General features: G+C 67.3%; 24 protein-coding genes, 1 tRNA gene, 1 pseudogene and 2 riboswitches. Of the genes and pseudogenes, 18 read left to right on the top strand and 8 right to left on the bottom strand.

Annotation, left to right across the window (positions count from 1 at the left end; translation table 11 throughout):
* The first annotated feature begins 13 nt into the window (after positions 1-13).
* From Aple_RS23105 to Aple_RS23075, 7 genes and pseudogenes are all read left to right on the top strand, one after another.
* Positions 14-1,354, top strand: a complete 1,341-nt coding sequence (locus Aple_RS23105) for an aldehyde dehydrogenase family protein (protein WP_155346766.1) — start codon at positions 14-16, stop codon at positions 1,352-1,354.
* 50 nt (positions 1,355-1,404) lie between these two features.
* Entirely contained in the window at positions 1,405-2,169 is a 765-nt protein-coding gene (locus tag Aple_RS23100) for a 3-oxoacyl-ACP reductase (RefSeq protein WP_155346765.1), read from the top strand.
* A gap of 56 nt (positions 2,170-2,225) precedes the next feature.
* Positions 2,226-2,738: pseudogene (locus tag Aple_RS23095) on the top strand (gamma-glutamyl-gamma-aminobutyrate hydrolase family protein); the annotation flags it as partial.
* 122 nt (positions 2,739-2,860) lie between these two features.
* Positions 2,861-2,958, top strand: a riboswitch (glycine riboswitch).
* A riboswitch (glycine riboswitch) is annotated at positions 2,959-3,053 on the top strand. It abuts the riboswitch before it with no gap.
* Positions 3,054-3,087: 34 nt separating this feature from the next.
* A complete protein-coding gene (gene gcvT / locus Aple_RS23090) occupies positions 3,088-4,164 on the top strand; it encodes a glycine cleavage system aminomethyltransferase GcvT (RefSeq protein WP_174889864.1) in 1,077 nt (358 codons plus the stop codon).
* Positions 4,161-4,547, top strand: coding sequence for a glycine cleavage system protein GcvH (gene gcvH, locus Aple_RS23085; protein ID WP_155346763.1), 387 nt, complete (start codon positions 4,161-4,163; stop codon positions 4,545-4,547). The genes gcvT and gcvH overlap by 4 nt, the downstream gene beginning before the upstream one ends.
* 23 nt (positions 4,548-4,570) lie before the next feature.
* Complete coding sequence (locus tag Aple_RS23080; RefSeq protein WP_155346762.1) at positions 4,571-5,980, top strand: L-serine ammonia-lyase; 1,410 nt, start codon at positions 4,571-4,573, stop codon at positions 5,978-5,980.
* A gap of 349 nt (positions 5,981-6,329) precedes the next feature.
* On the top strand, positions 6,330-7,730 hold the full coding sequence (locus Aple_RS23075; RefSeq protein WP_246264729.1) for a hypothetical protein: 1,401 nt from the start codon (positions 6,330-6,332) through the stop codon (positions 7,728-7,730).
* Between the two features lie 18 nt (positions 7,731-7,748).
* On the opposite strand, the gene Aple_RS23070 is transcribed toward Aple_RS23075, so the two are convergent.
* Both Aple_RS23070 and Aple_RS23065 read right to left on the bottom strand, forming a co-directional pair.
* On the bottom strand, positions 7,749-8,216 hold the full coding sequence (locus Aple_RS23070) for a hypothetical protein (RefSeq protein ID WP_155346761.1): 468 nt from the start codon (positions 8,214-8,216) through the stop codon (positions 7,749-7,751).
* Positions 8,216-8,821, bottom strand: a complete 606-nt coding sequence (locus tag Aple_RS23065; protein WP_155346760.1) for a DUF6286 domain-containing protein — start codon at positions 8,819-8,821, stop codon at positions 8,216-8,218. Before Aple_RS23065 ends, Aple_RS23070 begins: the two co-directional genes overlap by 1 nt.
* A gap of 178 nt (positions 8,822-8,999) precedes the next feature.
* On the opposite strand from Aple_RS23065, the gene Aple_RS23060 reads away from it, so the two are divergent.
* The gene (locus tag Aple_RS23060) at positions 9,000-10,181 is read left to right on the top strand and encodes an amino acid deaminase/aldolase (protein ID WP_155346759.1); all 1,182 of its coding nucleotides are present in this window, start codon (positions 9,000-9,002) and stop codon (positions 10,179-10,181) included.
* 88 nt (positions 10,182-10,269) lie between these two features.
* Here Aple_RS23060 and Aple_RS23055 read toward each other — a convergent pair whose 3' ends face one another.
* Complete coding sequence (locus Aple_RS23055) at positions 10,270-10,677, bottom strand: DUF3618 domain-containing protein (RefSeq protein WP_155346758.1); 408 nt, start codon at positions 10,675-10,677, stop codon at positions 10,270-10,272.
* A gap of 130 nt (positions 10,678-10,807) precedes the next feature.
* Between Aple_RS23055 and bcp the strand changes: the two genes are divergently transcribed.
* The 5 genes from bcp to Aple_RS23030 all read left to right on the top strand — a co-directional run bounded on the left by bcp (position 10,808) and on the right by Aple_RS23030 (position 13,745).
* Positions 10,808-11,281, top strand: a complete 474-nt coding sequence (gene bcp, locus Aple_RS23050; RefSeq protein ID WP_155346757.1) for a thioredoxin-dependent thiol peroxidase — start codon at positions 10,808-10,810, stop codon at positions 11,279-11,281.
* A 99-nt stretch (positions 11,282-11,380) separates the two neighbouring features.
* Positions 11,381-11,454 (top strand) — tRNA-Leu (locus tag Aple_RS23045).
* Positions 11,455-11,851: 397 nt separating this feature from the next.
* Complete coding sequence (locus Aple_RS23040; RefSeq protein WP_155346756.1) at positions 11,852-12,043, top strand: hypothetical protein; 192 nt, start codon at positions 11,852-11,854, stop codon at positions 12,041-12,043.
* Positions 12,044-12,047: 4 nt separating this feature from the next.
* Positions 12,048-13,034 (top strand): aldo/keto reductase, encoded by a 987-nt coding sequence (locus Aple_RS23035; RefSeq protein ID WP_155346755.1) that lies wholly within the window; start codon positions 12,048-12,050, stop codon positions 13,032-13,034.
* A 66-nt stretch (positions 13,035-13,100) separates the two neighbouring features.
* Entirely contained in the window at positions 13,101-13,745 is a 645-nt protein-coding gene (locus Aple_RS23030) for a TetR/AcrR family transcriptional regulator (protein ID WP_155346754.1), read from the top strand.
* A gap of 315 nt (positions 13,746-14,060) precedes the next feature.
* On the opposite strand, the gene Aple_RS23025 is transcribed toward Aple_RS23030, so the two are convergent.
* Positions 14,061-14,954, bottom strand: a complete 894-nt coding sequence (locus Aple_RS23025; RefSeq protein WP_155346753.1) for an MBL fold metallo-hydrolase — start codon at positions 14,952-14,954, stop codon at positions 14,061-14,063.
* Positions 14,955-15,102: 148 nt separating this feature from the next.
* Between Aple_RS23025 and Aple_RS23020 the strand changes: the two genes are divergently transcribed.
* The gene (locus Aple_RS23020; protein ID WP_155346752.1) at positions 15,103-15,996 is read left to right on the top strand and encodes a LysR family transcriptional regulator; all 894 of its coding nucleotides are present in this window, start codon (positions 15,103-15,105) and stop codon (positions 15,994-15,996) included.
* 351 nt (positions 15,997-16,347) lie between these two features.
* On the opposite strand, the gene Aple_RS23015 is transcribed toward Aple_RS23020, so the two are convergent.
* Entirely contained in the window at positions 16,348-16,875 is a 528-nt protein-coding gene (locus Aple_RS23015) for a TetR/AcrR family transcriptional regulator (protein ID WP_155346751.1), read from the bottom strand.
* 72 nt (positions 16,876-16,947) lie between these two features.
* On the opposite strand from Aple_RS23015, the gene Aple_RS23010 reads away from it, so the two are divergent.
* Positions 16,948-17,334: a nuclear transport factor 2 family protein gene (locus tag Aple_RS23010; RefSeq protein WP_155346750.1), complete on the top strand. Its 387-nt coding sequence runs from the start codon at positions 16,948-16,950 to the stop codon at positions 17,332-17,334.
* A gap of 9 nt (positions 17,335-17,343) precedes the next feature.
* Here the strand turns inward: Aple_RS23010 and Aple_RS23005 are convergent, their stop codons facing one another.
* Both Aple_RS23005 and Aple_RS23000 read right to left on the bottom strand, forming a co-directional pair.
* Positions 17,344-17,706 (bottom strand): type II toxin-antitoxin system death-on-curing family toxin, encoded by a 363-nt coding sequence (locus Aple_RS23005; protein ID WP_155346749.1) that lies wholly within the window; start codon positions 17,704-17,706, stop codon positions 17,344-17,346.
* A 14-nt stretch (positions 17,707-17,720) separates the two neighbouring features.
* Positions 17,721-17,921, bottom strand: a complete 201-nt coding sequence (locus tag Aple_RS23000) for an Arc family DNA-binding protein (protein ID WP_155346748.1) — start codon at positions 17,919-17,921, stop codon at positions 17,721-17,723.
* A gap of 157 nt (positions 17,922-18,078) precedes the next feature.
* Here Aple_RS23000 and Aple_RS53370 point away from each other — a divergent pair, with 157 nt between their 5' ends.
* On the top strand, positions 18,079-18,366 hold the full coding sequence (locus Aple_RS53370; protein WP_218038479.1) for a hypothetical protein: 288 nt from the start codon (positions 18,079-18,081) through the stop codon (positions 18,364-18,366).
* 170 nt (positions 18,367-18,536) lie between these two features.
* Here the strand turns inward: Aple_RS53370 and Aple_RS22995 are convergent, their stop codons facing one another.
* The gene (locus Aple_RS22995; RefSeq protein ID WP_155346747.1) at positions 18,537-19,169 is read right to left on the bottom strand and encodes an ArsR family transcriptional regulator; all 633 of its coding nucleotides are present in this window, start codon (positions 19,167-19,169) and stop codon (positions 18,537-18,539) included.
* 426 nt (positions 19,170-19,595) lie between these two features.
* Between Aple_RS22995 and Aple_RS22990 the strand changes: the two genes are divergently transcribed.
* Positions 19,596-20,786, top strand: coding sequence for a sensor histidine kinase (locus Aple_RS22990; RefSeq protein ID WP_155346746.1), 1,191 nt, complete (start codon positions 19,596-19,598; stop codon positions 20,784-20,786).
* Entirely contained in the window at positions 20,783-21,445 is a 663-nt protein-coding gene (locus tag Aple_RS22985; RefSeq protein WP_155346745.1) for a response regulator, read from the top strand. Before Aple_RS22990 ends, Aple_RS22985 begins: the two co-directional genes overlap by 4 nt.
* Positions 21,446-21,543: the final 98 nt, after the last annotated feature.

Below are 21,543 nucleotides of genomic sequence, written 5' to 3'. Positions count from 1 at the left end.
GGTTCGAGCAGCCGTGAAGATCGTCAACCCGGCCACCGAAGAGGTCATCGCCGACATCGCGCTCGCCGACGCCGCCGAGGTCGACCGCGCGGTGGAACGAGCCCGTGCAGCTTTCCGGACATGGCGCGAAATATCGCCCGGGGATCGGGCGCGGTTGCTGCGCGCCTTCGCTCGCCAGGTCGAGGAGCACGCCGAGGAGCTCGCCCAGCTGGAGATCACCAACTCCGGCCACACCGTCGGCAACGCCCGGTGGGAGGCCGGGAACGTCCGCGATGTCCTGCACTTCTACGCGGGCGCGCCCGAGCGTAACCACGGCAAGCAGATCCCCGTCCCCGGTGGGATCGACATCACCTTCCAGGAGCCGCTCGGCGTGGTCGGGGTGATCGTGCCGTGGAACTTCCCGATGGTGATCATGATGTGGGGGGTCGCCCCGGCCCTCGCCGCGGGAAACACGGTGATCGTGAAACCCGCCGAATGGACTCCGCTGACGGCGCTGCGGCTGGCCGAGCTGGCCCTGGCGGCAGGCTTCCCCGAGGGGGTGCTCCAGGTCCTGCCTGGCGCAGGGGAGGTCGCGGGAACCCGCCTGGTGGACCACCCCGGCGTCGCGAAGATCGTCTTCACGGGGTCCACCGAGGTCGGCAAGCAGATCGCCGCGAAGGCCGCGGGACAGGTCAAGCGCGTCACGCTCGAACTGGGCGGGAAGAGCGCCAACATCGTCTTCGCCGATTCCGATCTGGCCAAGGCCGCGGCCTCCGCGCCGATGGCGGTGTTCGACAACTCCGGGCAGGACTGCTGCGCTCGGTCCAGGATTCTGGTGGAGCGTTCCGTCTATCACGAGTTCCTGGAACGGTTGACGGTGGCCGTACGGGAATTGAAGGTCGGAGATCCCCGCGATCCGGACACGGCGCTCGGTCCGTTGATCAGTGCCGAGCATCGGGAGCGGGTGGCCTCGTTCGTCGAGAGCCCGTACTTCCAGGGAGAATGCCCAGCGGGACCCGGTTTCTGGTTCCCGGCCACCGTGCTGACCGGGGACGAGGATCGGGCCTTCCGCGAGGAGGTTTTCGGGCCGGTCGTGTCGGTGGTGCCATTCCAGGACGAAGCCGACGCGATCGCGATCGCCAACGACACGCCGTACGGGTTGTCCGGGTCCATCTGGACCAGGGATGTGGGCCGGGCGTTGCGGGTGGCGCGGGCGGTCGAGGCGGGGAATCTGTCGGTCAACTCGCATTCCAGCGTCCGCTACTGGACGCCGTTCGGCGGCTTCAAGCAGTCCGGCCTCGGCCGGGAACTCGGCCCGGACGCGCTCGCCGCGTTCACCGAGACCAAGAACGTCTTCATCGCATCGGAGTCCTAACCAGACCGCCGCGGCTGTCCAGATCACGACTTTCCAACTAAGAGGATTACATGCAGCGTTTGCAGGACCGGGTGGCCGTCATCACCGGCGGCGCGGGCGGGATCGGCCTGGCCACCGCCAGGCGGTTCGCCGCGGAGGGGGCCAAACTGGTCCTGGTCGACCTGGACGAGAACGTCGGCGATCAGGTCGCCGCGGAGGTCGGGGGGATCTTCGTCCGGGCCGACGTGACCAGCGAGGACGACGTGATCCGGATGTTCCAGGTGGCCTACGACACCTATGGCAGCGTGGACATCGCGTTCAACAACGCCGGCATCTCGCCGACCGACGACGACTCGATCCTGACCACGGGGATCGACGTCTGGCGTAAGGTGCAGGAGGTCAACCTGACCAGCGTGTACCTGTGCTGCAAGCACGTGCTGCCCTATATGCAACGGCAAGGGAAGGGGTCGATCATCAACACCGCGTCGTTCGTGGCGGTGATGGGATCGGCGACGTCGCAGGTGTCGTACACGGCGTCCAAGGGCGGGGTGCTGGCGATGAGCAGGGAGCTGGGGGTGCAGTTCGCGCGGGAGGGCATCCGGGTGAACGCGCTCTGCCCGGGGCCGGTGGACACGCCCCTGCTCAGGGAGCTGTTCGCGAAAGATCCTGAGCGGGCGCAGCGGCGGCTGGTTCATGTGCCGATGGGGCGGTTCGCGCGGGCGGAGGAGATCGCGGCGGCGGTGGCGTTCCTGGCGTCCGATGACGCGTCGTTCATCACGGGGGCGGAGTTCCTGGTGGACGGTGGTATTTCCGGCGCTTATGTGACGCCGCTGTGAGGCCGGTGATCGGGATCACGTGTTACGTCGAGCCCGCGGCGTACACGGTGTGGGAGATGACGGCGGCGCTGTTGCCGTACGACTACGTGCGGCACGTCGAGCGGGCGGGCGGGCAGCCGGTGATCCTGCCGCCCGCCGGGGAGCCCGCCACGCTGACCGGGCGGCTGGACGGCTTGATCCTGGCCGGAGGCGGCGACATCGACCCGGCGCGCTACGCCGCGAACCCCCTCCCAACCACCACCTATATCCGGAAATTTCGCGATGACGCCGAGTTTGGGCTGGTTCGGGCGGCGTTGGCGGGCGGGTTGCCGTTTCTCGGGATCTGCCGAGGGCTTCAGGTGCTCAACGTCGCCCTCGGCGGGACGCTGCATCAGCACATTCCCGACGTGGTCGGCCACACCGGCCATTCCCCCGCTCCGGGCACATTCGGCCGCCTTCCCGTACGGCTCTCGCCGGAACTCGCCAAAATCTACGAATCCGACGAGATCACCCCGGCCCACTACCACCACCAGTCCATCGACCGCCTGGCCGACGGTCTCACCGTCACCGCGACCGCCTACGACGGCACCATCGAAGCCGTACAGCTGAACGAGCGGACCACCGCCGTCCAGTGGCATCCGGAAGCCGACGAGGACGGCCGGCTCTTCGATGACTTCGTGGCCCGGATTCGGCTAGGCTGGCCGGACACCGGTGATCCCGCGCGGGAGAGCGGCCTGGCATCCGGCCAGGTCCCCTGAAGGAGCAAGCCCTCCCCGCGAACCTCTCAAGGCAAAGGACCGTGCGGGCCAGGTGTCCTCTGGAAAGCAGGCCTGCGCCTCGCCGAAGGTGAAAGTCCGGGCAAAATCCGGGCGAAGCTCTCAGGCACCGATGACAGAGGGGGAGGATGCAGAACATCCGACCCTGCCTGAGGTGCGTCCTATGCCACGACAAACACCGCTGCACGAGGTTCATCAGAGCCTCGGCGCGACTCTCACCGACTTCGCCGGCTGGCTGATGCCGCTGCGCTACGGCAGCGAGTCCGCCGAGCACAACACGGTGCGCACGGACGCCGGGCTCTTCGACCTCTCCCACATGGGGGAGATCTTCGCGTCTGGGCCGCAGGCGGGCGAGGCCCTCGACTACGCCTTCACCGGCCAGCTGAGCACGCTCGCGCCCGGGAAGGCACGCTACACGGTGATGTGCGCCCCCGACGGCGGCGTGCTGGACGACGTGATCATCTACCGGCTGGGCGCCGAGGAGTTCATGGTCTGCGCGAACGCCTCCAACTACCCGCGCGTCGCCGCCGAGCTCGCCGACCGGGCCGCCAGGTTCGAGGCGAAGGTGGCCGACCGCTCCGAGGAGTACGCGCTGATCGCCATCCAGGGGCCTCGCTCGCAGGAGATCCTGGCCACGCTCACCGACGCCGATCTGGACGGCCTGAAATACTACGCCGGGCTGCCCGGTGTCGTGGCGGGCGCCGAGGCGTTGATCGCCCGCACCGGTTACACCGGTGAGGATGGTTTCGAGCTGTTCATCGCGAACGCGGCTGCCGTACCGCTCTGGCATGCTCTGACCGCCGCGGGCGCGCGCCCGGCCGGGCTCTCCGCCCGCGACACCCTCCGGCTGGAAGCCGGCATGGCCCTGTACGGCAACGAGCTCACCGAAGAGATCACCCCGTTCGACGCGGGCCTCGGCCGGGTAGTGAAGTTCGACAAACCCGGCGATTTCATCGGACGTGCCGCGCTGGAGACCAAGACCGAACCGCGCCGCCGCCTGGTCGGCCTGGTCGCCCGCGGGCGGCGGGTCCCCCGGCACGGCTACCCCGTCGTGGACGCGTCCGGGACGGTGGTCGGCGAGGTCACCAGCGGCGCGCCGTCGCAGTCGCTGGGCAAGCCGATCGCGATGGCGTACGTGCGGGCGGAAATGCCGGAAAATGGCGATCTAGCCGTGGACATCCGCGGCACGCGCGAACCGGTCGACGTCGTTGACCTGCCTTTCTACAGGAGGAAGAAGTGAGCACCATCCCCGGCGAGCTGAGCTACACCAAAGAGCACGAATGGGTGGCCGGTCTCGATGACGGACTGACGGTGACGGTCGGCATCACGGAGTACGCCGCGGAGGCGCTCGGTGATGTGGTCTACGTGCAGGTGCCCGAAGTGGGCGGCACGGTCGCGGCCGGAGACGCGGTGGGCGAGGTGGAATCCACCAAATCGGTCAGCGACATCTACTCGCCTGTCAGCGGCGAGGTGGTCGAGACCAACCAGGCCGTCGTGGACGACCCGTCCCTGGTCAACTCCGACCCTTACGGCGAAGGCTGGCTCTTCCGGGTCCGGATCGACGCCGACCCGACCGACCTGCTGACCGCCGAGGAATACGGCACTCTCACCGCGGGCGAATAGCCCACTAGCAAGGGCACAGATCAATGGCGATCAGCGTCTTCGACCTGTTCAAGATCGGCATCGGGCCGTCCAGCTCCCACACGGGCGGCCCGATGGCGGCCGCCCATCGGTTCGCGCGCGCGCTCGCACAGGACGGTCTCCTGGAGAAGACTGCCCGCGTCGAGGTCATTTTGTACGGCTCGCTTGGCCTGACGGGTAAAGGCCACGGCAGCGACAAGGCCATCCTGCTCGGGCTGTCGGGGGAGAAACCGGAAACGGTCGACGTGGACGCGGTCGAGTCCCGGCTGGACGAGATGCGGTCGACCGGGACGATCCGGCTGTTCGGCGGTCATGACATCCCGTTCGTGGTCGGCGAGGATCTCGTCTTCGAGCGCAAGATCTCCCTGCCGCACCATCCAAACGGCATGCGCTTCACCGCGTACACCGCTGATGGGAACCCGCTGCGGGAGAAGATCTACTACTCGGTGGGCGGTGGCTTCGTCGTGGACGAGAACGCCACTGGCGCGGATCGCATCAAACCCGACGACACCGTGGTCCCGCATCCGTTCACCACGGCCGCCGAGCTCCTGGGGCACTGTGCCGAGACCGGTCTGTCCATCTCCGGCTTGATGCTCGCCAACGAGCGCGCCTTCGGCCGGGACGACCAGCAGATCAAATCCCAGCTTCTGCATCTGTGGGAGGTCATGTCGGAATCGGTCCGCAGGGGATCCTCGCGGGAGGGTGTGCTTCCCGGGGGTCTCAAGGTCCGTCGGCGCGCGCATCAGCTTCAGCGTCGCCTGCAGAGCGAAGCCGCTGAACGTGATCCGCTCCAGGCCATGGACTGGGTCACCCTGTTCGCCTTGGCCGTCAACGAGGAGAACGCCGCGGGCGGGCGCATCGTCACCGCTCCCACCAACGGCGCGGCTGGCATCATCCCTGCCGTTCTGACCTACTACTCCAAGTTCATCCCTGGTGCCGATGATGAAGGCGTCGTGCGTTTCCTCCTTACTGCGGGTGCCGTGGGGGTGCTCTTCAAGGAGAACGCCTCCATCTCCGGGGCCGAAGTCGGCTGCCAGGGTGAGGTCGGCTCGGCCTGTTCGATGGCCGCCGCCGGGCTCACCGAAGTTCTCGGGGGGACTCCCGAACAGGTCGAGAACGCCGCCGAGATCGGGATCGAGCACAACCTCGGGCTCACGTGCGATCCCATCGGCGGGTTGGTCCAGATCCCGTGCATCGAACGTAACGCCGTGGCGTCTATCAAGGCCATCGCCGCCGCCAGGATTGCCCTTCGCGGGGACGGGCGGCATTTCGTCTCTCTGGATAAGGCGATTCATACCGTGCGTACTACTGGGCGCGACATGTCCACCAAATACAAGGAGACCAGCCGGGGCGGGTTGGCCGTCAACGTCATCGAGGCGGAGTCCCACGTGGGGGTCAACATCGTCGAGTGCTAGGCGGCGTTGGGCCCCTTAAGGGCTGAGGTCCGTAGCGGGTGGGCAGGGCGGACACTCCGGCCGACCGTGATAGCTAGCCTCTCGTTAGCCGCTGGTCAGCGGCCATCGCGGGCGCGGTGGTCTCTGGCACGGTCTTACGTCGGCCTACGTGTCCGCCCTGCCCACCCGCGGGGTGGCCCGCCGTACTTCGGTCCTGCCCTAAACCCAGTTCAACCACGGTGATGACGGGGGCGGGCGGAGCCCGAGGGGAACAGAAGGGCTGCGGGGTGGGAACTGCCACGGGGTCGACGGGGGTGGGCGTGCTCGGTATCGGCAGTATTCTGGCGACCCGAATGAGGAGGCCAGCGTGATGATCCGCTCGCGGTGGGGTGTGCACCTGTTGTTTGGGGGGCTGCTTGTCGCGGGTGTTGTGGTGCGGGGGCTGGCGGTGCTGGGGTATCGGCCGGTTTTGTGGTTTTGGGCGGATTCGTTCGCTTATCTGAGTTCGGCTGTTGATCTGCGGCCGTTGCCGTCTCGGCCGGCGGGGTACTCGCTGTTTCTGTGGTTCTTCGAGAACGTGCAGGTTGTTGTGGTCGCGCAGCATTTGATGGGGATCGCGATGGCTGTGGCGATCTACGCGGTGTTGTTGCGGGCTGGGTTGCCTGCGTGGGGGTCGGCGTTGGCCGCCGCGCCGGTTCTGCTGGATGTGCATCAGGTGCAGTTGGAGCATCTGCTGATGGCCGATCTGCTGTTCACCTTTCTGGTGGTCATGGCGGTCGTGCTGCTGGTGTGGCGGCCCGCGCCGTGGGCGGTGGTGGCGGGGCTCGGGCTGCTCGGGATGGCGACGGTCACGCGGACACTGGGGCTGCCGCTGGTCATTGTCGCGGTGGTCTGGTTGCTGCTCAGGCGGGTGAGCTGGCGGGCGGTCGGGGCGGGTGTGCTCGCCGCCGGGGTCGTGGTCGGGGGGTACGCGACCTGGTTCAACGCTGTGCACGGCTCGTTCGGGCTGGGTGGCAGCAATGTCTGGATGTGGTCGCGCACGATGACCTTCGCCGACTGCCGGATCATGGATCCCCGCCCGGAACTGGCGGTTCTCTGCCCGGAGGCGGGTCCCCGGCTGGCCGCGCCTGTCTACATCTGGGATCCGAAGTCCCCCATTGTCCGTAGCGGGGCCGAAAAGGAGGAACTGACCGGCGAGTTCACCTCGCTGGCCATCCGTAGCCAGCCCTTGGACTTCCTGCTCACCGGCCTGGGGGACGCCCTTTGGGCCTTCGAATGGAACCGCCGGATATATCCGTCGCCGGGCCCGCAAAGCGCATATGTCTTCCCCGACTCGGTACGGCCGTTCAGCGACAGAGTCGCTTCGGCCGGGCGAACCGCCACCCAACTGACCGTCGAGTATCAGGGTTCCAGTGCGGAGACCCGGATCGTCGAGCCGTACGCGGGCTGGCTTCGGGCCTACCAGGAATACGGCTACCTGCGCGGGCCCTTCCTGGCGGCGATCCTGCTCGCGGGGCTGGGCGGGATGCTCGTCAAACTGGTCCGCGGCCGGTTCGCGGACCTGACGCCCGCGCTGCTCCCCTGGGCTGCCGCGATGACGCTGACGTTCCTCCCGCCGCTGGTGGCCGCGTTCGACCACCGATATGTGGTGCCCGTCGTCCCGCTCGCCTGCCTCGCCGCCGGACTGGCCCTGACCCGCCGCGCCACCGATGACGCGACGGTCGAGTCCGGCACCCGTGCCAAGCGCAAAGCACAACTCACCGCCGGATGACACACCCTCAGGCACAATTCACAGCCGGGTGACGTGCAGGCGCACCAGGACCGGGAGGTCGGCGCTTGGGCCGAGGACGCCGCGGACGCGTGTGATCGCCTGTTGGTCGAGGCGGCGGGCCACCTCGCCCAGGGACGCGCCGGGGCGGCAGCGGACGTGGATGCGGGTGCGCTCGCCGCGGACGACCCGGACCGTCAGCTTGTCGACGCGGTCCAGGCCCTGGAGGGCGACGCCGAGCATGGCGGTGCCGGTTCCGTGGCGGGTGCCGTACCGGTGGAGGGCTAGGGCGAAGATGAGCCAGCGGGTGGCGATGGCGGCGGCGGCGGGGAGTACGGCGGCGGCGATGATGTAGGCCCAGATGTGGGCGGCGAAGAAGCCGGGGTCGAGGATGGCGAGGTCGGGGTGGGCGTCCCTGGCCCAGAGGGCGTACAGGCCGGTGAGCAGCAGGAGCGTGCCGACGATGCCGATGCCGATGCGGTTGGCCATCAGATTCTCCTCCGGCGGAGCCGTACCACGACCTCGTGGCGGCCGTGCAGGGCCAGGCTTTGCAGGCGGTCGCCGACGGCGGCGCCGACCTCGCGCAGCAGGTCGCCGGTGCGGTCCGCGTCGGTGACCACGGTCACCTCGATCTGGCCGTGCCGCAGGCGGACGCGCGCCACGTCCACGCCGTCCACGGTGAGCGCCGCCGACGCGAGGGTACGGCGCAGCCCTTGCCGGGTCAGGCCTATGGTCACGCCCTCGTCGGCGGTCTCCAGGGCGATCAGCTTGACCCGTCCCGGCAGTACGGCCAGCAGGATCAGGACCACCCCGGCCGTGATGGCGGCGAGCGCCAGTCCCGGGACGAGCGCGTCGCCCCAGCTCCTGGCCACCAAGTGCGACATTCCCGGCCACGCCGCGGGCCCGCCCAGCCAGGAGACGACCATCTCGGCCGTGCTCCCCCAGGCGACGATCGCGAGGGCGGCGGCCACCACGACGCCCGCCGAGTCGCGGCCGGGGCGTAGCCTCCTGGTGGCCTGTCTGGCCAGCATCCTGCGCCGGGCTCGGCTCGCGGTGGAGTGCCCGCCGGCAAGGATCTCCTCAACCGTGCTCATGGTCATACAGGGATACACGGACGCGTCAGCCCTCGGGCGGATCACCCGCCACTTTGCCCGATCATGCAGGGGCGAAGCCGGATTGTTTGCGACGTAGCCGGTTAACATGAACCCAGCTCATATACGTCGGGCGGACTAAGCTGCCTAGCGGACATCGACCGTGATGCCTGGAGATTTCATGACATCTGCTGAAGCCTCGGCAGCCCGTTATGACCGGGCGACCGCGGCGCTCGAACCGCCCTTCGCGGTGCTGGACCTGGACGCGTTGCGCGCCAACGCCGCCGACATGGTCCGGCGGGCCGCCGGGAAGCCGATCAGGGTGGCCAGCAAGTCCATCCGGAGCCGGGCGATCCTGGAACGGGTGCTGGCGATGGAGGGCTTCGCCGGAATCATGGCGTACACGCTTGAAGAGGCGTTGTGGCTGGTTTCTTGTGGTTTCACCGACATCCTCGTCGCGTACCCGACCGCCGACCGCGCCGCCATCGCCACCCTGGGCGCCGACTCCCTCGCCGCCCGCGAGATCACCCTCACCATCGACTCCTCCGACCACCTGGACCTCCTGGACGGCCTCCGCCACGAAATCCGGATATGTCTTGATATCGATGCCGGATTTATCGCCATGGCCGGGAAGTTCCGCGCGGGCGCGCTTCGCTCCCCCGTCCGCGAACCGGACCAAGCCACCGAACTCGCCGCCCACATCGCCAAGCTCCCCGGTCTCCGGCTGGTCGGGCTCCTGTCGTACGAGTCCCAGATCGCCGGCGTCGGCGACAACCTGCCCGGTCTGTACGGCAAAGCCGTCCGCTGGATGCAAGCCCTGTCCCAGCGCGAGCTCATCGTCCGCCGGGGGCGTATCGTCCGAGCCGTACGCCAGGTGGCCGACCTCGAATTCGTCAACGGCGGCGGCACGGGAAGCATTGAGCGAACCGTACGAGAAAGGGCGATAACCGAAGTGGCCGCCGGTTCAGGCTTCTACCACCCGCGCCTCTTCGACTTCTACCGCGACTTCACCGGCGTCCCCGCCGCCCTGTTCGCCCTGCCCGTGGTCCGCAAGCCCGCCCCCGGCGTGGCCACCGTCCTGGGCGGCGGCTACCACGCCTCCGGCGCCCCAGGCCCGACCCGGCTCCCCCAGCCGTACCTGCCGGCCGGACTGCGCTACCACCCCGACGAGGGCGCGGGCGAAGTGCAGACCCCCCTGCTCGGCGAGGCCGCCCACGACCTCCGCGTCGGCGACCGCGTCTGGTTCCGCCACGCCAAAGCCGGCGAACTCTGCGAACACTTCCCTGCCCTCCACCTCATCGAGGGCGAGGAAATCACCGAAACCGCCCCCACCTACCGAGGCGAGGGCAAGGCCTTCCTGTAAGGATCTGGTGGCGATGGGACCCTTTTGGGTGCCGGTGCGGCGAGAAGCCGTACACACGCGAACGGCGCCGGATAGCGCTGGTGGCGTGCTACCTCCGCCGACGGCGGCGCATGATGACGATCGCCGCCCCGATGGCCAGGGCGACCCCCACGCCGATCAGGATGGGCGCGATGTTGGGGGGCGGGTATTCGTCCTCCCAGCCCTCGGCCTCGCCGGGACTCGCCGCCCCGTTCGCCGCGGCGGGCGCGGCCCCGTTCGCGACCGGGCTCGTGGCGCCCAGCCCACGTCCGGCCCCGTTCGGCCGCTGCGCTCCCCCGCCCACGAAGTCGCCGATCGTCGTGACGACATGCTCGGCCTGCGCCTTCACCCTGGCCACGTTGCGCTCCGCGACCCGCTTGGGGCTGACCCGGTCCGCGATGGCGTCGACCGTGCGCGCCAGCTCCGTCCGGGTGCGCTCGATCTTCCGCTCCAGCGCCTCGGGATCGGTGTCCGCCATGACGATCCCCTCCTGTTGTCTCGTCTGTGATCAGTGTGGCAGGTCGGGTACGGTCCCCGGACGCCGCCCGACCCGGTAGTTTGTTGCCGTCGCGACCCGGAAATTCCAGAGCACGCCACGCGGAGGCGAAGTGAGCCAGACCAAACTCGAGCCCGGCGACGCCGCGCCGGACTTCATCCTGCCCGACGCCGGCGGCGAAGAGGTCTCGCTGAAGTCCTTCCGCGGCAAACGCGTCATCCTGTACTTCTACCCCGCCGCGATGACCCCCGGGTGCACCAAACAGGCCTGCGACTTCCGCGACAACCTGAACGCGCTGACCGGCCACGGCCTCACCGTCCTCGGTGTCTCCAAGGACAAGCCCGCCAAGCTCCAGCAGTTCGCCGAACGCGACGCCCTGACCTTCCCCCTGCTCTCCGACCCCGACCTTGAGGTCCACAAGGCGTACGGCGCCTACGGCGAGAAGCAGAACTACGGCAAGACCATCACCGGCGTCCTGCGCTCCACGTTCGTCATCGACCCCGAGGGCAAAATCGAAAAGGCCCTCTACAACGTGAAAGCCACCGGCCACGTCGCCCGCCTGCTAAAGGACCTGGACATTTCCTGACCCCGGAAAACCGGGTGCCTCCCACCAGCCACCACCCGCTAACATGGGTGACACCCGGGACCCGGTCCAGAAATACCGAATTCCCAATAACTAAACAATGGGGTTGTGGCCCAATTGGCAGAGGCACATGACTTAGGATCATGCCGGTGCGGGTTCGAGTCCCGCCAGCCCCACTCGAAGGCGGAGGTCTGTGGTCGCGAGCGGAGCTCGCTCCCGCGGGCCTCCTCGCGTTACACGGGGGGACGACCCCCCGAGCCCCCCGCTGTGGGGGGCACAGCCCCCCACGCCCCCAAGGTTGCTAGCGCGGTTGCCGTGGTCGAGTAAGCGAGCGTTAGCTCCACTTCGGTAGACGTACGCGAACCGCTTCTGCGGCGGTGTCGGCACGTCCACTTGGAGGCTTGCGGGGATGTCGTCCCAGCTGAGCGGGACGTTGATGATCGGTGTAGCGGTTTGCCCATCGATACGTAGTTCGGCCAGTAGGGCCTCGCACATCGTCTTGCGCTCCTGTGGAGTGCTGATGATCTCCTGGATGCGGTCTCGGATCGAGGCCAGGTAGCTGGTGTCGAGGTCTTGATCATCAAGGTCTGCGAGGGAGGGCGGCGAGCACTTGGGGAGGCGGTGGCCTTCTTCGCATGCAGTGATGCCACCATCGCGCAGCAGCGTGACTTGCGCGGTGATCCCTCTGGTGCGGTCGTGTCGACCGGCGCCGGTGGGTTGGAATTACAGATTTTGACATCTGTAACCGTGCGGCTCTACGGTTGATCGCATGGATGCGAGACAACTTGGACATGCAGGGCCTCTCGTGGCGCCCGTGGGGCTTGGCTGTGGTCCCATGTCCTTCGGTTCACTGACCCCTGCTCGTGATGCCGAGAGTGTGGCCACGATCCGGGCCGCGCTCGACGCGGGTCTGGCGCTCGTGGACACCGGCGACTTCTACGGCAACGGCCACAACGAGTGGCTGATCCGGCAGGCGTTGCGTGCCGGCGACAGAGAACGCATGGTGATCAGCGACAAGTTCGGGGCCTTGCGGGACCCGGGCGGGCGTTTCGTCGGGATGGAAGCGCGGCCGGCATACCTGAAGAGTGCACTGGCGTATTCGTTGCAGCGTCTCGGTACCGACTACATCGACATCTACCGTCCGGCGCGGCTCGACCCGGCGGTCCCGATCGAGGACACCGTTGGGGCGATCGCCGAGATGGTCCAAGCGGGGTGGGTACGCCATATCGGCCTTTCCGAGGTGGGCGCGGAAACCCTCCGCCGTGCTCACGCAGTACATCCGATAGCCGACCTGCAGATCGAGTATTCGCTGTTCAGCCGCGGCATCGAGCGTTCGATTCTGGCCACCTGCCGCGAGCTGGGAATCGGTATCACCGCGTACGGCGTCCTCGCGCATGGTTTGCTGACCGGCGCTTACGCCGGGCCCGGCGGCGGCGAGTTCGCGCACCTACCGCGGTTCCATGGCGACAACCTCAACGCCAACCTGGCGTTGGTCGAAGGCCTACGCCCGCTCGCCGACGCCCGCGACATCACGGTCGCACAACTCGCTGTCGCGTGGGTGCTGGCTCGCGGAGACGAGATTGTCGCGCTCGTCGGCGCCAGCCGGCCCGACCGGATCGCCGACGCGATCGCCGCAGCCGGCCTGACACTGACCGATGACGAACTGGCCGCAATGGATGAGGCCGTGCCCGCTGACGCCGTGGCAGGTGAGCGGTACGCCGCGCCGCAGATGGCTACGCTCGACAGCGAGCGATGACATGGCCGCCGCGGGCCACGGCTGCATAAGCTGCGGCCTGCGGCGATACGAGAGGATTACCACGAGATGGCCGCCCTGGACGCGGAGACGATCATGCGTGCGACCGAGGATGTTCTACGCCGGTACGGCCCGGCGAAGGCGACCGTGGTGGATGTCGCTCGTCAGCTCGGCGTCAGCCACGCCGCCGTGTATCGGCACTTCCCGTCTAAGGCGGCCCTTCGCGAAGCTGTCGCCCGCCGCTGGCTGACCCGTGTCTACGACGACACGGTCGCCCTCGCAGGTAGCCCCCGCCAGTCAGCGGCGCAGCGGTTGACAGCGTGGTTGATGGCACTGCATCACGCCAAAGTCAAGGCCGCCATTATCGATCCCGAACTGTTCGCCACGTACCGCGTCCTGCTCGAGGAGAACAGTACTGCCACCGCCGAACACATCTCGGCGCTGGTTCGCGGATTGGCGGAGATCGTCGCTGATGGTGTTGCGGCCGGGGCCTTCGCCAGTACAGACCCGGCTGCGACCGCCCGCGCCATCTTCCAGGCCACGACCGCTTTCCACCACCCTGCCCACGTTGCCGAATGGCAACGCCCGAATCACGACCGCCTACTGACCGACGTCTGCACCCTCATTGTCAACGGGCTGTGCCCGGTTCCCGTAGATCCGCGATCCGGTTCGGCCGCCCGTGAGTCCGCCGGCAAGTCAAGCCGGGCCATGTGACGTTGGGATCACCACACATCCCGACTCTCCCGAACGCCGGATGTAGGTGTTCACACCACGGGTAGCGGCCCCTACTGCCCTATGCCAGCGCCAGTCCTGCTGTAACCACCCGTGGAGGATGTAAGCCAATGTCCGACTCACTCCCGACCGAGAACGAGCTCACCAACGTGTCGCAACCCGAACCCTCACGGGGCCGCGGGGTCTGGTTGGCGTGATCGCGGCCACAGACGAGGGCGTCGACGATGTCGGGCATCTCATCACCGGCCTCGCATCGTCAGGGCAGTGATCATCGTGGCTTCGTTGAGACCGGGCTAGTCATGCCGGGTGTTCGGCGCACAGGCAGCCGATGCCCGGCGCGAGCCATTCCCGGCCGGCCCATTCGGGGTGTCGCTCGATCATCAGCGCTGTGACCTCCTCAATGATCGTTTCCTCGCTCATGGCCGAGTCCCGGCGTAGCCAGGTTTCGTCGCGTAGCAGTTGAAGGTAGTCGTGGACGTCGGCCAGTAGTTGCGGGCCGCCGATGTCGCCGTGGCCGGGGACGACCGCTTGAGGGTCGGCGGCGGCCAGCTGCTCCATTACCGCGATCCAGCGGATGCCGGAGACGTCGGTGTCGTGGGGCGGGAACCACGGGAAGATGGCGAACTGTCCGGCCTCCGCCAGGTCGCCGGTGAACATCACCCCGGCGTCGGGGATCGTGACCACCTGGTCGCCCTTGCTGTGTGCCCGGCCGGTGGCGCGCAGTTGCACCACGCGGCCGCCCAGGTCGAGGTCGTAGGAGTTGTCGTAGACGAGGTCCGGAGTGGGCAGTTCGATGCCCTCCAGTTGCCGGGCGACCGGTTCACCGAGGCCGCCGAACATGGCGAGGTAGCCGGCGCCCTTGGTGGCCAGGTCCTCGGCCTGCGCCTTGTTGATCAGGAACGTCGCGAACTCGGTGAACACCTGCGCGCCGAACGCGTGCTCGGGATGAAAGTGCGTCGTGGTCAGGTATAGCTTGCGGTCGCCCGCGTAATCGGCCGCGAACTTGAGCACGGTTTCGGCGTTGCGGGGACCCAAACCGGTCTCGACGACCAGCACGGAATGCGTGCCACCGATGATGCCGATGTTCGGCACCAGCTGCACACCCCGGTTCGGGATCACCACCAGATCGCGAGCGAGTTCCCGCGCATCTGTGATCCGCACAACAGGTTCCGGGTATAGGTATTCGGCCATTAATTGGCACTCCTCATGAAGTCAGGACCGCCGCTGGGTGGCTCATCACCGGCGGCCGATCGAGTCATTTCCAGTCCATCGCGGGGTTGTTCGAGGCGTCCAACACCGATTCCACACACCCGATACCGCTCGGGTATTGTTGCTGGTGATGGACTTACGTCTGCTGCGCTACTTCGTGGCCGTCGCCGAGGAACGCCACTTCGGGCGCGCTGCCGTCCGTCTGCACATGACCCAGCCGCCGCTGAGCCGAGCCATCAAGCGGTTGGAGGTCGATCTCGGCGCCGTGCTGCTGCATCGCTCAGCCACGGGAGTCACGCTCACCGTCGCTGGAACCGCGCTCTACGACGAGGCGCGCACGCTACTGGAGCAGGCCGAACAGGCACGCGCCCGGGTTGCCACCGCAGCCCGCGGCGCCACCATGACTGTCGGCACCCTCGCCGACAATGCCGGACATGCCGGGACACGGCTTGCCGCCGCCTTCCGCCGGCGCCACCCCGGGGTCCACGTCCACATCCGAGAAGCCGACCTCACCGACCCGACAACAGGGCTCCGCGCAGGTCTTGTCGACGTCGCCCTCACCCGTACACCGTTCGACGACACCGGCATCAGCACCTACGTACTGCGCTCCGACCCCGTCGGCGTAGTCCTGAGCACCGACGACCCACTTGCCCGCCGCAACACCCTGCGACTAAGCGATCTCGCTGACCGCCGATGGTTCCAATTGCCCGAAGGAACCGACCCCCTCTGGCGCGCCTACTGGAACGGCACCACACCCACCGGTGAACTCCGAGACGGCCCCGTAGTACGCACCGTCCACGAGTGCCTCCAGGGCGTCCTCTGGAACGGCACGATCGGACTGACCCCACTCGCCCACGCCCTTCCCGACGGACTCACCTCCATTCCCCTCACCGACATACCACCCAGCCACGTCATCGTCGCCTGGAAAAACACCAACACCGACCCACTCATCCGCTCATTCATCCACATCGCCGCAGCCATCTATGGCCGTCAGAGCGAGGGCGAAGAATTCACAACCATGTGAAAAGGCCCTCAATTTATGGCCAGCATCAGAAGAAGCGTGGCTACGGCGGCGGACTCGTTCATCGGCAATCAGCCCAAGCCTCCGTGACATGACACTCCGGTGCTGGCACCGGACCAAGCAAATCTCACCGCGAAACCCATTCGAGTACTCAAGTCTCGACCCCCCACATCCGAGAAGGTTGCCAGCGCGGGTGCCGTCGTCGAGTAAACGATCGTTGGGTCCACGAACAACGTCGAGGACCAGGTCTTCGTCACGGCGTTCGTGCGTGCCACGGTTCCATCAAGCAGATGGAACGGATCTCCGGGGAACTGAACCGGGTGGTCGTCATGGTGTCGGTGTCCCAGCCGATCATCAGGGGTGGAGTCCGTCGGTGATCACTGTGAGTAGACGGTCGCGTGAGGAGGGGGCCGCGTGGCCGGCGGCATGTACCGCGCCCGCCAATAGGGCCATTAGGTCAGGGAGACTGATATCGCCGCGCACCGCACCCGCCTGCTGAGCGCGGGCCAGCAATCCGCTCAGCGCGTCCGCCAGTTCCCGGCCGACCTGCGTCTCGCCGGTGCGGCCTGCCGCCAACACATCGGCGTACATGTCGCCCGATTCCACGGCGTAGGCGAAGAATGCGAAGAACGCCGGGCCTGCTCCCCCGGGGGTGAGGGAGTCGACCTTGGCTGCCAGGAGTCGTACCCGTGCCAGGAAGACGGCCTCCAGGAGGGTCTCCTTGGTGGGGAAGTGCCGGAAGACCGTGCCGACGCCGACTCCTGCCTCGCGGGCGATCTCCTCGGTTGAGGCGGCCAGGCCCTTGACCGTGAAGACCGCGTCCGCCGCGGCCAGCACGCGGTCACGGTTGCGCCGGGCGTCGGCGCGCAGTGGCCTATCCATTGACAAACGGAGCGATCACTCCGTATCTTCTAATCGGAGTCACGAGTCCGATTATATGCCCGGAGGTCCCCCATGAACGCACGTGAAACCTTCGCCGCCTGGCAGGAGGCCGTCCTCACCAACGGCAGCATCGATCACCTCTTCGCCGATGACGCCATCGTCGAACTCCCGTTCAACCCCGGCCGCCCGCGCCTGAACCGCGCCGAATTCCTCACCCTCGCCAGCGCCCGCGCCACTCTGCCCGTCCAGTTCGACGAGTTCCGCGACCTCGTCATCCACGACACCAGCGACCCCGAAGTGATCATCGCGGAATACTCCATCGCCGGCACGCACACGACCACCGGCCACCAGGCCACCGCGCCCTTCGTCATGATCCTTCGCGTACGAAACGGCCAGGTTCTCCAGCTCCGCGAATACCAGGACGTCCCCACCATGACCGCGGCGCTGGCTCCCGCGTAACTCGCCGGATCAGTCGCCGGCGTTGAGGTCGCGAAGTCTCTTGGCGATTTCGCTGACATCGTCGAGTTCACCGGTGGTGACGGCGATCACCAGCGCCTCCGCGGCATCGGTGTTCGTGCCGGTCAAGATCTGGCGGTTCAGTTCCAGGAAGACGACGGCGGAAGTCCAGCCCAGGCGTTTGTTGCCGTCGACCAGGGGGTGACCGATGATCAGGCTCTGCATGAGGGCGGCCGCCTTGGTCCACAGGTCGGGGTAGGCGTCCTCGCCGTACAAGCTGGTCTGCGGCCGGAAGACGGCCGCGTGCAACTGCCCGCCGTCGCGCAGACCGACCGAGGGAAGGATCTCCTCCGCGATCGCCAGGACATCCGTCATCGCGAGGAAAACCGTCACTGTGAGAGCCGGTGCAGAAGCTCGGCGTCACGCTGGGCGACCCTACGCGCGATGGCCCGCACAGCACTCTCCTGCCGACGAGCCAGATACTCTTCGATCGCGATGACGATCTCGCTGTTCAGACTGTTGCCATCCTCATCGGCCGCTACACGCAACCGCGCATGGACCTCATCCGGCAACCGAAGTCGAAGTTCCATGCAGCAATGGTACCCAATAACGGTACCTCCGAACGATCCCACCAAGACCACATGTTCGAGCAACCTCGCAACCCGTCCGTGATCAATGCGAGCGTCCGGCTCACCGAAATGTTCATCCAGGCTGCCAATAAGCGATAACGGCGTTATGTCATGGCCAATGAACGCGATTTCACAGCACAAATACCGTGAGATGGGGCAGTGCCTTGTCTGCGGCGTTCACTACGGCGACGGCTGTCGGGAGGTCGTCGCGAACGCTATCCTCGTCGATCCATGTCGTGGTGGTGGGGTATTCGATCTCATGTCGAGTCGTGCGAATACGGTCGATGGGACGGAGAATCGCTCCCATAGATGCGCCGAATTGGGCACGGGCCGCATGCTGGACGGCGAGGTGGCCTCCAGTCACCGTCGCCCGAAGACCCTGGATCTGCAGAAGGGCCGCCAGTGATTTCCGAACCGCGTCCTACGCGTCTGTGGATGCGAGGACTTCGGCGCTGACCAAGTGCTGGCGGGCGGTGGCGAGTAGGCGTTCGGCGAGAGGGACGTCCGCGACGACCTGGGTGAGCTCTCGGCGTTGCAGTATCCCAATGATTTCTTCCCGGCCACGTGGCCAGCTCATCATTGGCCATCCAAAGCGGGGATCAGGACTGGGACGCGCGGGCGCGTATGAAGCTCGCGGATGAATCCGTCTTCGTTGGCCTCCCATCGCGTGCGACTGATGATCACGGTGTTGACCGCGCGGCCCAGCCGCGATCCCGCTCGGGCTGAGGCGTCGTGGAGGTCATCGCGATCAGGACGACCGACAACGAGCAGGTCGATATCAACCGGTGCCGGGCCGGGTTCCCCCTGCATGCGCGCGGCCCAGGAGCCGAAGACCGCGGCTTCTTCGATCCGATCTAGGCCTGCCAGTTCTTCGGCCAGGACCTGTGCCGGGCCCAGGGTGATCGTGACGAGGTCAAGGAGCGGCTGGTAGAACGGAGCGGCGCGATTGGGCCGAACCAGTTTGGTGCGGCCGACATGGCGGCTGGTGAGAATGGCCGCCTGCTCGAGCCGGGAGACCTCGCGTGCCATGGTGCCGGTGTCGGTGCTGGTGGCTTCGGCCAACTCGCTGACGGAGTGCTCGTGGTCGCTCACATAGGTGAGGGTCAACACGGCACAGGTGATCCGGGAGCGGAAAATCGGAAAGATAGGAGGCGGTGGCAGCTGCATGCCGGGATCCTCCAGCAGGCACGCGCGTGATGGGTCGATCACGCTCAGTAGATTACTGTCAAACAGCCAGGATATTCTGGCGTTTTGACAGATTACCTGTTCATCGCCTGCGCCAACAGCCACCCGTCGGCTGCTTCGGACGCGGGTTCATCGTGTCAGCCGTGATTGGGGAATCCGGGGGAACTGGCCGGCGGAGTCGACTCCGGGGCCCGCAGCAGCCTCGGAGTGACTCCGCCGTGGTCATTGGTGTGGTGGGCGGGTCGCGCGGTGTGTCCTGGCACCGCGCGACCCTTTCTCGAGTTCCACCATCAGTTCGTATCCCTTTACCTACCCCAAGGGGCGTTCCCGTAAATGATGATGCTGGAGAAGTCGTAAGGGGCGTGTAAGCGAGATCTGCGACCTGAGTCGTACTCGCGAATCAGTCCTGAGGCGGACCGCGATTGAGCAGGCCATACATATCGTGGGGGCATGTTCGGCAGACTGCGGGCCTGGGGGCGGCGGCATCGTGCGGTGGTGGACCTGGTCACCATCGCGCCCTTGGTGTTGTTCTGTCTGGCCGCGGTGCCGGAGTACGTCGATAATCCGTTGTCGGCGTCGAGCGCGCGGCCCGGTGTGCCAGGAGCAGTCGCGCTTTCGGTGATGTTGCTGGGCCTGCTGGTATGGCGGCGAAACCACCCGCGTGCGGTGTTCGCGGGGGTGGCGGGGATCAGCCTGGTCCAGTGGCTGGCGGGGATCGAGCCGTTGCCCGCGAATCTCGCGGTCCTGGTGGGCATGTACGGCGTCGCCGCCCGCTGCCGGGTGGAGTGGGCTATCGCGGCGGGCGTGGTCGCGGAGTTCGGCACCTACCTGGCCCTGCGGGCCTGGAACGACCTGACGCTGGAGGTGTTCCTCAACGCGTCCGTGTTCGTGCTGGCGATCTGGATCGGCGGCATTTACACAAATGTCCGGCAGCGATACGTCCAGGGCCTGGAGGAACGAGCCGAACGCGCCGAACGGGAGCGGGACCAGCAGGCGCTGATCGCCACCGCCGCGGAGCGGGCCCGGATCGCCCGGGAACTCCACGACGTGGTGGCGCACAACGTGAGCGTGATCGTCGTACAAGCCGACGGCGCCGGCTACGCGATCGACAACGATCCGGAGCAGGCACGCCGGGCGGTCCAGGCCATTTCCGCCACCGGGCGGCAGGCGCTGACCGAAATGCGGCGGCTGGTGGGCGTCCTGCGGGACGACACGGCCGTAACGGAGGACTATCAGCCCCAGCCGGGCTTGGGGCAACTGGAGGAACTCGTCCGGCAAGTACGGGAATCAGGCCTACCTGTGGACATGACCGTCGAAGGCGACCTGTCCGGCCTGCCCGAGGGCGAGCAGCTGGTGATCTATCGGATTGTTCAAGAAGCGCTGACCAATACCCTCAAACACGGCGGGCCGCGGGCCCGGGCGGACGTGCGGGTGGAAGCCGGCGGACGGGAGATCGTGATCAGGGTGGTCGATGACGGGCGCGGTGCGGCGGCCCTCGTGAGCGAAGGCGGTCACGGGCTGATCGGCATGCGGGAACGTGTCACCATGTACGGCGGAACGATGGACGCCTCCCCCCGCACCGGCGGCGGGTTCCTCGTGGTCGCACGGCTCCCGGCGGGCCTTCGCGAGGGAGCCGCATGATCCGCGTCGTGCTGGTCGACGACCAGGAACTGGTCCGCGCGGGCTTCCGGATGGTGCTGGGCGCCCAGCCGGACATCGAGATCGTCGCGGAAGCCGCCGACGGCGCCGCGGCCGTGGCGGCGCTCCGTGAGGTCAGCGCGGACGTCGTGCTGATGGACGTGCGCATGCCCCGGATGGACGGCGTCGAGGCCACCCGGCTGATCCTCACCGAGCCCGACGCCCCGAAGGTGCTGATCCTGACCACGTTCGACCTGGACGAGTATGCCTTCGCGGCCATTCGCGCGGGCGCGTCCGGGTTCCTGCTGAAGGACGTGCCGCCCGATGATCTGCTGAGCGCGATCCGCTCGGTGCACGCGGGCGACGCCGTCGTCGCGCCCAGCACGACCCGGCGGCTGCTCGATCTCGTCGTCGCGTACCTGCCGAATGAGGCCAGGCCGACGCGGGACGCGCGGCTGCTGACGGCGCGGGAGCGTGAGGTGCTCCTGCATGTCGCCCGCGGGCTGTCGAACGTGGAGATAGCGGGGCAGTTGCATCTGGCCGAAGCCACCGTGAAGACGCATCTAGGCCGCATTCTGGCCAAGCTGGAACTGCGGGACCGCGCCCAGGCCGTCGTGTACGCGTATGAGAGCGGCCTGATCACCAGTCGGCCGAAAGGCTGATCTCCGGCTACCTCAGGAGTCGCACCACCCCCCGCAGAAGGCTCCTCGAGGACCAGTCCGAGCCCGTCCCGAGGGCCGAGGATTCGCCGGGTAGCGGG

Origin of the sequence: Acrocarpospora pleiomorpha, assembly GCF_009687885.1 — a bacterium.
In the GTDB taxonomy this organism is placed as follows: Bacteria; Actinomycetota; Actinomycetes; order Streptosporangiales; family Streptosporangiaceae; genus Acrocarpospora; species Acrocarpospora pleiomorpha.
This window is presented reverse-complemented; position numbering and strand designations above follow the sequence as displayed.

Excerpts from the sequence above, each read along its gene's own strand:
- Aple_RS23100 (WP_155346765.1), top strand. The coding sequence starts at position 1,405 with ATGCAGCGTTTGCAGGACCGGGTGGCCGTCATCACCGGCGGCGCGGGC.
- gcvT (WP_174889864.1), top strand. The coding sequence starts at position 3,088 with ATGCCACGACAAACACCGCTGCACGAGGTTCATCAGAGCCTCGGCGCG.
- Aple_RS23080 (WP_155346762.1), top strand. The coding sequence starts at position 4,571 with ATGGCGATCAGCGTCTTCGACCTGTTCAAGATCGGCATCGGGCCGTCC.
- Aple_RS23075 (WP_246264729.1), top strand. The coding sequence starts at position 6,330 with ATGATCCGCTCGCGGTGGGGTGTGCACCTGTTGTTTGGGGGGCTGCTT.
- Aple_RS23070 (WP_155346761.1), bottom strand. The coding sequence starts at position 8,216 with ATGGCCAACCGCATCGGCATCGGCATCGTCGGCACGCTCCTGCTGCTC.
- Aple_RS23065 (WP_155346760.1), bottom strand. The coding sequence starts at position 8,821 with ATGAGCACGGTTGAGGAGATCCTTGCCGGCGGGCACTCCACCGCGAGC.
- Aple_RS23060 (WP_155346759.1), top strand. The coding sequence starts at position 9,000 with ATGACATCTGCTGAAGCCTCGGCAGCCCGTTATGACCGGGCGACCGCG.
- Aple_RS23055 (WP_155346758.1), bottom strand. The coding sequence starts at position 10,677 with ATGGCGGACACCGATCCCGAGGCGCTGGAGCGGAAGATCGAGCGCACC.
- Aple_RS23035 (WP_155346755.1), top strand. The coding sequence starts at position 12,048 with ATGGATGCGAGACAACTTGGACATGCAGGGCCTCTCGTGGCGCCCGTG.
- Aple_RS23030 (WP_155346754.1), top strand. The coding sequence starts at position 13,101 with ATGGCCGCCCTGGACGCGGAGACGATCATGCGTGCGACCGAGGATGTT.
- Aple_RS23025 (WP_155346753.1), bottom strand. The coding sequence starts at position 14,954 with ATGGCCGAATACCTATACCCGGAACCTGTTGTGCGGATCACAGATGCG.
- Aple_RS23020 (WP_155346752.1), top strand. The coding sequence starts at position 15,103 with ATGGACTTACGTCTGCTGCGCTACTTCGTGGCCGTCGCCGAGGAACGC.
- Aple_RS23015 (WP_155346751.1), bottom strand. The coding sequence starts at position 16,875 with ATGGATAGGCCACTGCGCGCCGACGCCCGGCGCAACCGTGACCGCGTG.
- Aple_RS23010 (WP_155346750.1), top strand. The coding sequence starts at position 16,948 with ATGAACGCACGTGAAACCTTCGCCGCCTGGCAGGAGGCCGTCCTCACC.
- Aple_RS23005 (WP_155346749.1), bottom strand. The coding sequence starts at position 17,706 with ATGACGGATGTCCTGGCGATCGCGGAGGAGATCCTTCCCTCGGTCGGT.
- Aple_RS23000 (WP_155346748.1), bottom strand. The coding sequence starts at position 17,921 with ATGGAACTTCGACTTCGGTTGCCGGATGAGGTCCATGCGCGGTTGCGT.
- Aple_RS53370 (WP_218038479.1), top strand. The coding sequence starts at position 18,079 with ATGAACGCGATTTCACAGCACAAATACCGTGAGATGGGGCAGTGCCTT.
- Aple_RS22990 (WP_155346746.1), top strand. The coding sequence starts at position 19,596 with ATGTTCGGCAGACTGCGGGCCTGGGGGCGGCGGCATCGTGCGGTGGTG.
- Aple_RS22985 (WP_155346745.1), top strand. The coding sequence starts at position 20,783 with ATGATCCGCGTCGTGCTGGTCGACGACCAGGAACTGGTCCGCGCGGGC.